The sequence below is a fragment of the Diaphorobacter sp. HDW4B genome, from assembly GCF_011305535.1.
In the GTDB taxonomy this organism is placed as follows: Bacteria; Pseudomonadota; Gammaproteobacteria; order Burkholderiales; family Burkholderiaceae_C; genus Diaphorobacter_A.
Genome location: NZ_CP049905.1, coordinates 4,228,174 through 4,242,090 on the forward strand (window position 1 = coordinate 4,228,174; position 13,917 = coordinate 4,242,090).

Sequence of the window (13,917 nt, forward strand, 5' to 3'; positions counted from 1 at the left end):
AACCAACAGACATGCACCACGAAACCCGTTTCTGTCCGAATTGCGCGAATGAATTGGAGCTCATGCCGATGATGGAGGACGGGGGCGTCAAGGAGCGCCTGCGTTGCACTGCCTGCGGATGGACGCACTGGAACAATCCGACGCCGGTGCTGGCCGCCATCGTGGAAGTGAACGGGCAGATCCTGCTCGCGCGCAACGCGATGTGGCCGCCCAGGATGTTTGCGCTGATCACGGGTTTCATGGAGGCGGGCGAGTCGCCGACAGAGGGCATTGCGCGCGAGGTGAAGGAGGAAACCAACCTCGACGTGAAGTCCTGCACCATCGTGGGGGCCTACGAATTCCTGCGCATGAACCAGGTCATCATCGCGTATCACGTGGTGGCCGAAGGCGAGGTCAAGCTGTCGCCGGAACTCGTGGACTACAAGTTCGTGAATCTGGGCGAGCTCAAGTGCTGGCCTGCGGGCACGGGCTACGCGCTCGCGGATTGGTTGAAGTCGCGTGGCTATGAACCGGTGTTCTTCACCGAAGAAGAAAACGCGGAGCGCCGTCGCGGCCTCGACCAGCCCGATGCTCCCAAGAATTGAGTGAACTGAAAAATGGATATCCAAGTAGACAAGGAAGTCGATGCCCGTGGCCTGAACTGCCCGCTGCCCATTCTGCGTGCCAAGAAGGCGCTGGCGGAACTGGCGAGCGGACAGCTGCTCAAGGTGGTGTCGACCGATACCGGATCGATGCGCGATTTTCAGGCGTTTGCCAAGCAGACGGGCAACGAGTTGGTAGAGCAAAAAGCCGTAGGCGATGAGTTCGTCCACATCCTCAAGCGTCGTTGATTGAGACTTTGGTTTTTGTCGTCGTAGAACCTGCCATGTGACGAACTTGCCGTCAGGTTGGGCTTTGGCAGTCTTCGTTTTGGGGTGACGATACAGGCCGCCATGCGTCGTTGCGAAGCCTTGCCGTATCGGCATACTGTCTGCGGCTTCGACGCCTAGCCTGGCGGCCTGTCTCGTCATTGGGGTTAGAAGTTCGAGCGCCTGTTGTGCTGCGGAGTTGGTGGTCTGAATACCGAAAACCAATTTCTTCCAGTGTTTTCTCGGTCAATACGCAATCTCGTTGCGCACGCGGATCAGCGCTGTCCGCAACTGCAAAAGTGGAATCGATCCCAGCGCCAGTCGCAGCGCATGCGGTGCGGACGGTGTGGTCGCATAAGGTTCTGCAGTCGATACCGCAATGCGCTGGCGCAGCAAGGCGCTAGCTACCTGATCGGCGCGCAGGTCTTCGCCAAGCGGTATCCAGACATAGTATGAGTTCGGGTGCCGGATCACGCGCATGCCCGTAAACACCTCGCTCACAATCGCCTGACGCGCCGCTGCATCCTCGCGTTTGTCGGCTTCGAGCTGATCGATGGTGCCGTCTTCGAGCCAGCGGCAACCGAGCGTGCTCATCACGGCTGCGGTGTTCCAGGTGGTTGCGCGTATGCCGCGTTCCAGCTTCTGCGTGAGGTGCTCGGGCGCTGCGATGAAGCCCACGCGCAGGCCGGTGGCGATGCTCTTGGACAAGGCGCTGACGTAGACCGTGATATCGGGCGCGAGGGCTGCAAGCGGCGGTGGAGGATCGTCGGCGAGAAACGCGTAGGCTGCGTCTTCGATGATGGTCACGCCATGTTTGCGGGCGATGGCGATGAGCTTGTGCCTTCGCGTGAGGCTCATCACCCAGCCGAGCGGGTTGTGCATGGTGGGCATGGCGTAGATGGCGCGCACTTTGCGGCGTGTGCACAGGGCTTCGAGCGCTTTCAGATCTGGGCCGTTGCCCGATGTGGGAATGGGCAACAGCTCCAGGCGCAGTGATTCGGCGAGTAGCTTGAAACCGGGATAGGTAAGCGCATCGACCGCCACCACATCACCCGGTTTGAGCAGTGCCATGGCGGTGACGGTGAGGCCGTGCTGCGCGCCATCGACGAACAGCAGTTGCGACGCATCGACCTCCAATCCGCGCGAACGCAGGTGCGCCGCCAGCGTGGCGCGATCGCGTGGTCTGCCCGCATGGGGCTGGTAGTGCAGCAGCGATTCGAGATCGCCCGAGTTGGCCAACTGGCGCAGCGCGGTGCGCAGCAGCTCGGTCTGTCCGGCGACGACGGGGCTGTTGAAGGTGAGGTCGGCGTGCTCTGGGGCTTGTGCTGGATAGTCGACGCCAAGACCGAGTGGCAGCGACAGGTCTTTCACGAACGTGCCGCGCCCGGTTTCGCCGCTCACCAGACCCATGGCCTGCAACTCGGCATAGACGCGGGTGGCGGTGACCAGGGCCAAGCCATGTTTTGCAGCGAGCTTTCTGTGCGTGGGCAGCCGCGTGCCAGCGGGCAGCGTGCCCGAGCGTATCTGCTGCGCGAACTGGTCCACGAGCGTCTTGTAGCGGGTATCGGCCATTGTTCAATGTATCCATGACAATTTTTTGATTGTATTGAATTGGCCGTCTAGCATGTGCGCAAGCTGCAGTTTTCGCGGCTTTCAAATGGGGCAAAGCGATGCAGCAACAGTCGAAGAATTCAAGCGCCAATGGATGGTGGAGCGGCCTGCTGGGCGTGGTGATCTTCAGCGGCTCTTTGCCCGCCACGCGATTGGCGTTGCGGGATTTCGATCCCATGTTCTTGACGGTGGCGCGTGCGACGATTGCCGGGCTGCTCGCGCTTGCGATTGTGCTGTGGCGGCGTGAACAGCGCCCAACCAGCGTGCAATGGATGTCGTTGGCTGTGGTGGCCATGGGCGTGGTCGTGGGTTTTCCGCTGCTGACCGCGCTGGCCCTGCAGCATGTGACCTCGGCGCATTCCATCGTGTTCGTCGGCCTGTTGCCGCTTGCCACCGCGGTGTTTGGCGTGCTGCGCGGCGGCGAGCGGCCACGGCGCGCGTTCTGGGTTTTCTCGTTGATCGGCAGTGCGCTTGTCGCAGGCTTTGCGTTGCGCGAGGGTGTGACCTCCGCACCGGTGGGCGATGCGCTGATGCTGCTGGCGATCGTGCTGTGCGGGCTGGGTTATGCGGAAGGCGGGCGACTCGCCCGCACGCTGGGCGGCTGGCAGGTGATCTCGTGGGCGCTGGTGCTGTCGCTGCCCGTCATGGTGGTGGCGATGCTCTGGTGGTGGCCGACGAATCAGCTGTCGAGCGTGAGCGCTTCGGGTTGGCTGAGCCTTGCCTATGTGGCGTTGTTCAGCATGTTTCTCGGCTTTGTGTTCTGGTATCGCGGTCTGGCGCAGGGCGGCATTGCGGCGGTGGGGCAACTGCAGTTGCTGCAGCCGTTTCTGGGGCTGGCACTGGCCGCTGCTTTGCTGCACGAGCAGGTGAGCGCAGCCATGTTGATCGTGACCGTGGCCGTGGTGCTGTGTGTGGCGGGCGCAAAGAATTTCGCCTCATGACACGATGTGCGTCATGAGGCGAAATTTGCGGGAGCGCGAAAGGATCAGAGGCTCAGCGTCTTGAGGAATTCGCGGAAGCTCGAGCCCACATCCGGGTGTTGCAGCGCGAGGTCCACGGTGGCTTCGAGGAAGCCTTCCTTGCTGCCGCAGTCGTAGCGCTTGCCGCTGTATTGGAAGGCGTAGACGGTCTCGTTGGACATCAGACGGCCAATCGCGTCGGTCAGTTGGATCTCGCCACCCGCGCCCTTGGGCTGGTTGCGGATTTCTTCGAAGATCGCGGGTGTCAGCACATAGCGACCCGCCACGCCCATGCGCGAAGGGGCCTTTTCCGGCGCGGGCTTTTCCACGATTTCGTCGATGCGCATCAACGGGCCACCAGCGGCTTCGCCCTTGACGATGCCGTAGCGCTTGGTCTGTTCGAGCGGCACTTCCTGCACGGCCAGCAGCGAGCGGCCTTGCTTCTGGAAGGCGGTGGTCATCTGCTTCATCACACCGGGGCCGCCGGGCTCGCCGCGCATCAAATCATCGGCCAACAGCACGGCAAAAGGTTCGTTGCCCACCAGTGGCTCGGCGCACAGCACAGCGTGGCCGAGGCCCAGCGAGCGGGGCTGGCGCACGAACAGGCAGTTCATGTCTTCGGGGCTGATGCTGCGCACGAGTTCGAGCATGGCGGACTTGCCTGCGTTTTCGAGTTCGTTCTCGAGTTCATACGCGGTGTCGAAATGGTCTTCGATGGCGCGTTTGCTGCGACCGGTCACGAAGATCATGTCGCGGATGCCGGCTTCGTAGGCTTCTTCCACGGCGTACTGGATCAGCGGCTTGTCGACCACCGGCAGCATTTCCTTCGGCGATGCCTTGGTGGCAGGCAGAAAGCGCGTGCCCAGACCGGCAACGGGGAAAACGGCTTTGCGAACGCGGGTGTTGTTGCTCATGCGAGAGAACCTTCAGTCTTCATTCAATTTCAATTCAATCGAACTTGGAAAAAAGGCGCAGTGTCTGCTGCGCCTTTTTTCATTTCGGTGTCTCTTTGAGAGTTACCGAATAGCTCCAAGCATATCAGCCCAGACGAGCCAACTGTTCCTTGATACGGGCGACCGTTGCGCTCTTTTCAGACACGCGTGTGCGTTCCTGCTCCAGCACGGCGGCGGGGGCCTTGGCCACAAAGGCTTCGTTGCCGAGCTTCTTTTGCGAACTGGCGATTTCGGTTTCGAGGCGCGTGACTTCCTTGCCGAGGCGAATCTTCTCCGCCGCCACGTCGATCTCGACAAACAGCGCCAGACGTGCATCGCCCACCACGGACACCGGTGCGTTCTGCGCTTCGGCAGCCCAGGCGGCTTCGTCGTCGAACACCTTCACTTCGCTGAGCTTGGCGAGGTTCTGCAGCACAGCGGCGTTGTCACGCAGGAATTGCAGTTCTTCCGCAGAGCTTGCCACGGTCAGCAGCGGCAGGCGCAGTGCGGGCGACACGCCCATTTCGCCACGCAGCGTGCGGCAGGCATCGACCATCTGCTTGATGCGGCCCACGTAGGCAATCGAGGCTTCGTCGATCTTGGAAGGCTGTGCTTCTGGATAGCGGGCGATGGCAACCGATGCGCCTTCCAAGCCAGCGACCGGAGCGACCTTCTGCCACAGCTCTTCCGTCACGAACGGAATGATCGGGTGAGCCAGACGCAGAATCGCTTCGAGCGTGCGGATCAGCGTGCGGCGGGTGGCGCGTTGCTGCGCTTCGTCGCCGGTCTGGATCTGCACCTTGGCGATTTCCAGATACCAGTCGCAGAACTCGTTCCACACGAAGTCGTACAGCGTGTTGGCGACGTTGTCGAGACGGTACTCGGCAAAGCCCTTGGCGACTTCGGCTTCGGTCTTTTGCAGCACGGAGGAGATCCAGCGATCAGCTTGGCTGAAGTGCATGTAACCCGCGAACTCGCCGCCGGGTTGGCACTGTTCCTTGGTGTGCTCCTTCAGGCCGCAGTCGAAACCTTCGCAGTTCATCAGCACGAAGCGCGAAGCGTTCCAGAGCTTGTTGCAGAAGTTGCGGTAACCCTCGCAGCGCTTCGAATCAAAGTTGATCGAGCGGCCCAGCGTGGCGAGCGCGGCGAAGGTGAAGCGCAGCGCATCGGCACCATAGGCGGGAATGCCTTCGGGGAATTCCTTTTGCGTGTTGGTGCGTACCTTGGGTGCGGTCTCGGGGCGGCGCAGGCCTTGCGTGCGCTTGTCCAGCAGCGGCTCGAGCGCAATGCCGTCGATCAGATCGACGGGGTCGAGCACATTGCCTTCGGACTTGGACATCTTCTTGCCTTGCGCATCCAGCACCAGGCCGTGGATGTACACATGCTTGAACGGCACGCGGCCCGTGAAGTGCGTGGTCATCATGATCATCCGGGCGACCCAGAAGAAGATGATGTCGTAGCCCGTCACCAGCACGGAGGAGGGCAGGTACAGGTTGTAGTCGGAATCGGCGGCAGTGCCTTGCTCCGGCCAGCCCATGGTGCTGAACGGCACGAGCGCGGACGAGTACCAGGTGTCGAGCACGTCGGCATCGCGCGTGAGCTTCTTGCCCGGAGCCTTGGCCTGCGCTTCGGCTTCGTTGCGCGCGACGATGCAGTGGCCGTCTTCGTCGTACCACGCAGGAATCTGATGACCCCACCAGAGCTGGCGCGAGATGCACCAGTCCTGGATGTTGTTCATCCACTGGTTGTAGGTGTTCACCCAGTTCTCAGGCACGAACTGCACCTGGCCGCTGGCGACGGCTTCAATCGCCTTGTCGGCAATCGACTTGCCGGTCGGGTCGCCTTCGCCCACTTTGGTCATGGCGACGAACCATTGGTCGGTCAGCATGGGTTCGATCACTTCGCCGGTGCGCGTGCAGATCGGCACCATGAGCTTGTGCTTCTTGATCTCGACCATCAGCCCCAGCGCTTCCAGATCGGCCACGATGGCCTTGCGTGCCACGAAGCGGTTCAGGCCGCGGTACTTTTCAGGCGCGTTGTCGTTGATGGTGGCTTCGAGCGTGAGCACGCCGATCATCGGCAGCTTGTGGCGCTGGCCGACGGCGTAGTCGTTGTTGTCGTGCGCGGGCGTGACCTTCACCACGCCGGTGCCGAATTCGCGATCCACGTAGTCGTCGGCAATGATCGGGATTTCGCGGCCCACCAGCGGCAGCGTCACGGTCTTGCCGATCAGGTGTTGGTAGCGCTCGTCTTCGGGATGCACCATCACGGCCACGTCGCCGAGCATGGTTTCGGGGCGGGTCGTTGCCACCACCAGTTGGCCGGAACCATCAGACAGCGGATAGGCGATGTGCCACAGCGAGCCGTCCTTCTGCTCGTTTTCCACTTCCAGATCGGACACGGCGGATTGCAGCTTCGGGTCCCAGTTCACGAGGCGCTTGCCGCGGTAGATCAGGCCTTGCTCGTACAGACGCACGAAGGTCTCGGTCACCACCTTGGAGAGCTTGTCGTCCATGGTGAAGTACTCGCGGCTCCAGTCCACGGTGTCGCCCATGCGGCGCATCTGCGTGGTGATGGTGTTGCCGGACTTTTCCTTCCATTCCCAGACCTTTTCCACGAACTGTGGACGGCCGAGGTCGTGACGGCTCACGCCTTGCTCCTGCAACTGGCGCTCCACCACGATCTGCGTGGCGATGCCGGCGTGGTCGGTGCCTGGCACCCACGCGGTGTTGAACCCCTTCATGCGGTAGTAGCGCGTGAGGGAATCCATGATCGTCTGGTTGAACGCGTGGCCCATGTGCAGCGTGCCGGTCACGTTCGGTGGTGGCAACTGGATGGCGAAGTTCTTGTGCTCGGTGACCGATTCCGCATTCGGTGCGCTGGTGCCACGGTAACCCGCGTTGCCGTAGCCGCGCTTTTCCCACTCGGGGCCCCACTGGGCCTCGATGGCGGCGGGTTCAAAGGACTTGGAGAGGCTGTCGAGGCCGGGTTGTGAAATCTTGTTTTCGCTCATGGCAATGCAATGAAAAACGGCATCCCGTGGGATGCCGTTGTGGCAAAGGTCGGAGGGTTGCCTGCCATTTTATTCTTTTCGCGTATCGCACCACGGAGGCAGGCGATTAGGGGCCTTGCCGGGCAGGAATCGGGAGCATTCAGGCGTCGTTGGCGGGCACGAATTCCGGCCGGTCATTGGTCTGCGGCTTGAGTGGCACGACGTTCGTGCCCGCCGCGCGCTCCCTGCGCCACTGCTCTTTGCGCTCGGTCCATTCGGCCAGTCGCTCGTGCGCGTGGCGGCTTTCGCGGGCCATCAGCGCCTCGCCCGCGAGCTGAGCGGACAACTCGAGGCGAATGCCGTTCGGGTCGAAGAAATAGATGCTCTTGAAGATGTGGTGGTCGGTGATGCCCAGTACCTCGACGCCATGCGCCTGCAGGCGGGCCTTGGTGGCTTCCAGATCGTCCACGGTGTCCACACGGAAGGCGATGTGGTTCACCCACAGCGGCGTGTTCGGCGACGGCAGGGGCTTTTCGTCGTCGCCGATGTCGAAGAACGCGATGAACGAGCCGTCCTGCAGCCGGAAGAAGAAATGCGTGTACGGGCAGTACTCGCCCGTGGACGGCACGTAGTCGCTCTGGATGATGTGATAGAGCGGCAGGCCGAGGATGTCCTCGTAGAAATGCCGCGTCTCCTCGGCGTCGCGCGCCTTGTAGGCGTAATGGTGCAACTGCTGGATGGCGGCAGGCGCGGGCAGCTTCTTGAGCAAGGCGGGGGACGGGACGGCGTTCATGGTGTGTCTCCTTGGGTGGCGGGTATGATTTTATTATGCGTAATGAATTTACTTAAAGTGAATTAATTTATCAACAAGGTTTGATGTTGAGGCGATGCCGTAGGGGAAGGCTTGTTGCAGATCAGACTTTTTGACGTTTCAGCGACATTCTTCCGATGGATTTGTCAGGGAATGCTTCGCATGTAGGGGCGGCTTGAGCGATGCGGGAATGAAAAACGGCCAGGTCGGGCAATCCGATCTGGCCGTTGGCGCGGAGGGCGGAACTTGCGGCAGCTTGCCGCCGAAGCTCATTCCACCTTGATGTTTTCCGCCTTGATGATGTCGGCCCAGCGCTTGGATTCGGTGCGCACCAGATTCTCGAAATCGGCGGGGCTGCTGTTGACGATGTTGAAGCCGTCGTTCTCCATCTTGGTCTTCACGGCAGGATCGGCCAGCGTTTTCTGCAGCGCGGTCTGGACATGCTGGAGCACGGGCTTGGGTAGACCGGCGGGAGCCATCATGCCGACCCACGATTGCGCCGTGTAGCCGGGCACGGCGGAGTCGATCGTCGGCAGGTCAGGCAGTTGTTTGATGCGCTCCTTGGTGCCGATGGCGACCACGTTGGCCTGACCGGACTTGGCGTAGTTGATGACCGTGGGCAGGCTGCCGATCACCATGTCCACCTCGCCGCCGAGCAGCGCCGACAGCATCGGACCGCCGCCGCGATACGGCACATGGGTGAGCTTGATGTTGGCAGCGCGAGCGAAGGCGACCGGGTTCAGGTGATTCGATCCACCCACGCCCGATGAGCCGTAGTTGATCTGGCCGGGATTGGCCTTGGCCGCTTTGATGAGCGCTTCGGTCGATGTGAAGCCGGATTTCTTCGAGGTGACCAGCGCCATCGGCATGGTGCCGATCAGGCTCACGTAGTCGAAGGACTTGAAGGTGTCGTACTTGATGTCGTAGAGGCTGCCGTTGACCGCATGCGAGTCGAACACCAGCAGCAGCGTGTAGCCATCGGGCGCGGCGCGTGAGGCTTCGTAGGTGCCGATGGTGCCCGATGCGCCGCCCTTGTTGTCCACCACCACGCTCTGGCCGATGTTCTCGGAGAGCTTCTGCGAGATGGTGCGCGCCACGTAGTCCACCGAGCCTCCGGGCGGGAAGGGCACGATCAGGCGAATCGGCTTGGTGGGGTAGCCCGATCCTTGCGCGAAAGCGCCGAGGCCCAGTGTGGCAATGGCGGTGGCGAGAATGGCTTGGGTGAAGGTTTTACGTTGCATGGTGTTGTCTCCTTGATGTTGTCTGTCTGGTGTTCTGATTCGTTGTTCTTGTCTGTCGCTTCAGCGGTTCACGTCCACGACGATGCGTCCGCGCACCTTGGCTGCCAGCAGGTCGTTTGCGAGCGGAATCACCTCGCTCAGGCCGATCAGGCGCGTGTTGTTGCCGAGCACTTCTGCGGGCAGCTCCTTGGCGAGCCGGTCCCACGCAGTCTGGCGACGCGACATCGGGGCATAGACGCTGTCCACGCCGACCAGCGTTACGCCGCGCAGGATGAAGGGCGCAACGCTCGCTGGCAGGTCCATGCCCTGCGCCAGACCGCAGGCCGCGACCACACCGCCGTAGCGCATGGTGGCCAGCACATTGGCAAGCGTGTGGCTGCCGACGGCATCGACCGCGCCGGCCCAGTTTTCCTTTTGCAGCGGCTTGCCTTGGGCGCTCAGCGATTGGCGGTCCATGACGGCGCTTGCGCCCAGTGCTTCGAGGTGCGGCGCTTCTTCCATGCGACCCGTCGATGCCGTGACCATGTATCCCAGTCGCGACAGCAGCGCGATGGCGATGCTGCCCACGCCGCCATTCGCGCCCGTCACCAGCACCGGGCCGGATTCGGGCGTGAGGCCATGCGACTGCAGCGCCATCACGCACAGCATGGCGGTGTAGCCCGCCGTGCCGATCGACATGGCCTGTTCGGCGCTCATGCCTTCGGGCAGGCGAATCAGCCAATCCGCGCGCGTGGTGGCGTATTGCGAAAGCCCGCCCCAGTACAGTTCGCCCGTGCCCCAACCGTTGAGCACCACAGCGTCGCCGGGCTGGAATCGCGGATCGGCGCTGCGCTCGACCACGCCTGCGAAGTCGATGCCCGGCACCATGGGGAATTTGCGCACCACGGGCGATTTGCCGGTGATGGCCAGCGCATCCTTGTAGTTCATCGTCGAGTGGCTCACGCGCACCAGCACCTCGCCGTCGGGCAGATCGGATTGACTCAGCGTGCTCAGCGCCGCACCGTAGCTGCCGCCTTCGGGCTTGGTGATCTGGATGGCCTTGAACTGCTCCAGTGCGGTCAATGCAGACGTGCCGCTTGGCGCAGCGGCTTGTGCGTGCTGGCGGTGACTGCGTGCATAGCGTTGGGTCAGCGTCGCACCAAGCCGGTCGCGCATGATTTCGTTGGAGCCGTCGGCCAGGCACAGCGCCTTGGCGGCGAGCAGCTTGCGCGTGAGTCCTTCGCCATAAGCCAGACCACGTGCGCCCATGGCCTGAACGCAGGTGGCGATGGCGTCCAGCGTTTCATTGCCTGCATAGAGCTTGGCCATGGCGGCGGCCTCGACGGCATCGTCGCTCTCGTCCTCGATCAGCGCGGCGGCGCGCGTGATCAGCATCTGCAGAATCTCGTCATGCATCGACACGTCGATGAGCGACCAGCGCAGTCCTTGTTGATTGAGCACCGGCTGCCCGAACACCATGCGCGATGCCGTATGCGCCGTGGCCTGCGTGAGCGCGGCGCGCAGCATGCCCGAGGCCATGGCCGCCACATGCACGCGGGCCTTGTTCACGCCTGCCATCGCCTGCTTGAAACCCGAGCCGGGGATGTAGAGCACGTCGCTGTCGGCTGCAATGTAGTCGCTGAGCTCGAAGCCGCCGATGCCGCCCATGGCGATGCCATCCATCTGCCGGTCGACGATGCGGCGGCACTGCGGCGTGTCCAGACGCACGATGAAGCAGGCGATGCCCGCTGCGCCCGCAGCCGGGTGGGTCTGCGCGAACACCAGTGCCAATTCGCCGCCTTGCACGTTGGCGATCCACTGCTTGGAGCCGCTCAGAGACCAGCCGCCATCCACCCGCTTGGCCGACATGCGGATCGCGGCGAAATCGCTGCCTGCGCCGTCTTCCGTCATGGCCGTGCAGCCGATCAGCTCACCGCGCAGCATGGCAGGCACATACTGTTTGCGAGCCACCTCGCTGCCGCTTTCGGCAATGCGCAGAATGGCGTTGTGGTGATTGATGAAGCCGAACGCAAAGCCGAAATCCACTTCGGCCAGCGTGCGCGCAGCTTCGATGCGGGCTTGAAAAGGCAGGCCGAGGCCGCCTTGCTCGGTCGGCACTTCGATGCCGCCAAGGCCTTCACGGCATGCAGCGCGGATCGCGTCGCCTGCCCATTGTTGTTCTGATGCGGGTTGCGCTGCGAGCGGTGCTACGACGCGCTCGGCGAATGCGCGCAGACGGGCTGCGAGCTGTGTGATGTCGTTGTGCTGGGATGTGCTGTTCATGATCTTTTTTTGGGGTGTGGCTTCAGGCGCTCGTGGTCTCGGCGGTCTTGATCGCGCCGGTGCGTGCGAGCGCTTCGATCTTTCCATCGGAGTAGCCTGCGACACGTTGCAGCACGGAGGCGGTGTCCTGCGCGAAGGCGGGGGGGTAGGGCAGATGGGGCATGCCCGCGAACTTGAACGGGTTGCCCAGCAGGCGCACGCTGTCGTCGCTGTTCGGGCGCGGCACGTTTTCCACCATCTGGCGCGCGGTGGTGAGCGGATGGTTGAGCGCTTCTTCCACGTTGTTCACGAGTGCGGCGGGAACGCGTGCTTGCTTGAAGATGGCCAGCCATTCGCCGGAGGTGCGCTGACCGATCGCATCGCCCAGTTCCTTGGTGAGCGCATCGATATTGGCGATGCGTGCCGCGCCGGTGGCAAAGCGCGCATCCTTGGGAATGTCGGGGCGGCCAATGGTCTCGCACAGCTTGAGCCAGAACGGCTCGCCGGTCGGCGCGAGCGCGAGCCATTTGCCGTCCTTGGCGAGGTAGATGTCGCTGGGTGCGATCATCGCGTGGCGCGCGCCGGTTGCACGCGGCAGGGGGCCACCAGTCAGCCAGCCCTGCGCCTGCCAGGTGAGCATGGCGATCTGCGCGTCGAACAGCGAGATCTGCACCAGCTCGCCCTTGCCCGTGGCTTCGGCCTTGGCGAGCGCCGCCGCCGTGCCGAGCGCAAGGTACAGGCCACCAACCAGATCGGCCGCCTGATACCCGAAGCGCACGGGCTTGCCGTTCTCTTCGCCGGTGATGCTCATCACGCCGCTCATGGCCTGCAGCATCAGGTCGAACGCGGGTGCATCGGCCCACTCGCCCTGATCATGCAGGCCGATGAGCTGGCCCACGACGATGCGCGGGTTGATGGCGCTGAGTGTGTCGAAATCCAGTCCCAGACGTTTGGGCACCGACGGCGCGAAGCCGTAGATCACCGCATCGCTCTCGCGCACCAGATCGTCGAGGGCCGCCTTGCCAGCGGGCGACTTGAGGTCCAGCGCAATGCTTTGCTTGCCGCGATTGACGGACAGAAAAAACGGCGTGTCGCCCGAATCGAGCACGGGCGGCACGCGGCGTGCGTAGTCGCCGTCCAGCGCTTCCACCTTGATGACTTCTGCGCCCAATTGCGCCAGCAGCTGGCCGCCGAACGGGCCGCCGAGCACCCAGCTCAGGTCGAGAATGCGTTTGCCAGAAAGCATGTTGATTTGTCTCCGAAATTCCAAAAATACTCACATTGCTGTGCTTTGGAGAAATTAAACAACCAGCCTTCAAGCAAATCAAACGATATAAACTGGGATTTCTTGTTAGTTAAATTCACACTATGCACAAGCTGCCTCCGCTCACATCGATTCGTGCCTTCGAAGCGGCGGGCCGTTTGCTCAGTTTCTCGCGGGCGGCCGATGAGCTCTCGGTGACGCATGGCGCGGTGAGCCACCAGATCAAGGCACTGGAAGACTGGCTGGGCGTGCCGCTGTTTCGCCGTCTGGGCAAGTCGATTGCGCTGACCGATCAGGGGCGGCTGTATCTGGACTCGATCAGTCCGGCCCTCGGTGCGATTGCATCGGCCTCGCGCAGCATCAGCGCGCATGAGGTGCTGCGCGTGAATGCGCTGCCCACGTTCACCATGCGCTGGCTGTTTCCGCGTCTGGCGCAGTTTCGCGAGCTGCATCCGCACATCGAGGTGCAGATCAGCACGGGGCTCGAGCCCATGAGCCGGCTACCAGCCAACATCGATGTGGTGATCCGCCGCGAACCGCAGGATGTGACGGGGTTGCACAAGGTACGGGTGGTGTCGGAGACGGCCTATCCCGTGTGCTCGCCGAATCTGCTGGATCGTCTGCCGCTCGTGCAGATTGCCGATCTGCAGCACCACACCATCCTGCATTGCCCGGCGCGGCGCACCGCCTGGGATGAGTGGCTGAGCATGGCGCACCACAGCCGCGTGGTGCCTGCGCAGTCGTTGGAGCTGGAGCATCTGTACTTTTGCCTGCAAGCTGCCATCGATGGCATCGGCGTGGCCATGGGCTACTCCACGCTGGTCACGACCGATCTGGCGGCGGGGCGTCTGATTGCGCCGTTCGGGTCGGTGGTGCTGCCCACGCCGGGTTATTTCCTGATCACGCGCGCCGAGCGCCAGCACGACCCGGTGGTGAAAACGTTCTGCGAATGGCTGCTGGCACAGGGCGCGGAGTTCGATGCGCAGATGGCGGCTGGTTGAGTCCGAAGGCCCATGCA

Annotated in this window: 11 protein-coding genes and 1 pseudogene; 4 read left to right on the plus strand and 8 right to left on the minus strand. The window is 62.7% G+C overall.

Annotated elements, in window-relative coordinates:
- Positions 1-11: 11 nt before the first annotated feature.
- Positions 12-584 carry an NUDIX domain-containing protein gene (locus G7048_RS19445; protein WP_166069721.1) on the plus strand — a complete coding sequence of 191 codons (573 nt, stop codon included), beginning with the start codon at positions 12-14 and terminating at the stop codon, positions 582-584.
- 12 nt (positions 585-596) lie between these two features.
- Positions 597-830, plus strand: coding sequence for a sulfurtransferase TusA family protein (locus tag G7048_RS19450; protein ID WP_371747568.1), 234 nt, complete (start codon positions 597-599; stop codon positions 828-830).
- Positions 831-1,094: 264 nt separating this feature from the next.
- On the opposite strand, the gene G7048_RS19455 is transcribed toward G7048_RS19450, so the two are convergent.
- Entirely contained in the window at positions 1,095-2,420 is a 1,326-nt protein-coding gene (locus tag G7048_RS19455; protein ID WP_166069722.1) for a PLP-dependent aminotransferase family protein, read from the minus strand.
- A 98-nt stretch (positions 2,421-2,518) separates the two neighbouring features.
- Between G7048_RS19455 and G7048_RS19460 the strand changes: the two genes are divergently transcribed.
- Positions 2,519-3,400 (plus strand): DMT family transporter, encoded by an 882-nt coding sequence (locus G7048_RS19460; protein WP_166069723.1) that lies wholly within the window; start codon positions 2,519-2,521, stop codon positions 3,398-3,400.
- Positions 3,401-3,444: 44 nt separating this feature from the next.
- On the opposite strand, the gene galU is transcribed toward G7048_RS19460, so the two are convergent.
- The 7 genes and pseudogenes from galU to G7048_RS19490 form a co-directional block, all read right to left on the minus strand.
- Entirely contained in the window at positions 3,445-4,332 is an 888-nt protein-coding gene (gene galU, locus G7048_RS19465; RefSeq protein WP_166069724.1) for a UTP--glucose-1-phosphate uridylyltransferase GalU, read from the minus strand.
- A gap of 124 nt (positions 4,333-4,456) precedes the next feature.
- Positions 4,457-7,363 carry a valine--tRNA ligase gene (locus tag G7048_RS19470; protein WP_166069725.1) on the minus strand — a complete coding sequence of 969 codons (2,907 nt, stop codon included), beginning with the start codon at positions 7,361-7,363 and terminating at the stop codon, positions 4,457-4,459.
- 139 nt (positions 7,364-7,502) lie between these two features.
- Entirely contained in the window at positions 7,503-8,135 is a 633-nt protein-coding gene (locus G7048_RS19475; protein WP_166069726.1) for a VOC family protein, read from the minus strand.
- A 287-nt stretch (positions 8,136-8,422) separates the two neighbouring features.
- The gene (locus G7048_RS19480; RefSeq protein WP_166069727.1) at positions 8,423-9,394 is read right to left on the minus strand and encodes a tripartite tricarboxylate transporter substrate binding protein; all 972 of its coding nucleotides are present in this window, start codon (positions 9,392-9,394) and stop codon (positions 8,423-8,425) included.
- A 60-nt stretch (positions 9,395-9,454) separates the two neighbouring features.
- Positions 9,455-10,447, minus strand: coding sequence for an MDR family oxidoreductase (locus G7048_RS28535; protein WP_371747709.1), 993 nt, complete (start codon positions 10,445-10,447; stop codon positions 9,455-9,457).
- A 138-nt stretch (positions 10,448-10,585) separates the two neighbouring features.
- Positions 10,586-11,743, minus strand: a pseudogene (locus tag G7048_RS28540) (acyl-CoA dehydrogenase family protein); the annotation flags it as partial.
- Positions 11,679-12,881 (minus strand): CaiB/BaiF CoA-transferase family protein, encoded by a 1,203-nt coding sequence (locus G7048_RS19490; protein WP_166069729.1) that lies wholly within the window; start codon positions 12,879-12,881, stop codon positions 11,679-11,681. The gene G7048_RS19490 and the pseudogene G7048_RS28540, both read right to left, overlap by 65 nt.
- A 122-nt stretch (positions 12,882-13,003) precedes the next feature.
- On the opposite strand from G7048_RS19490, the gene gcvA reads away from it, so the two are divergent.
- On the plus strand, positions 13,004-13,900 hold the full coding sequence (gene gcvA / locus G7048_RS19495) for a transcriptional regulator GcvA (protein ID WP_166069730.1): 897 nt from the start codon (positions 13,004-13,006) through the stop codon (positions 13,898-13,900).
- The last annotated feature ends 17 nt before the right edge of the window (positions 13,901-13,917 follow it).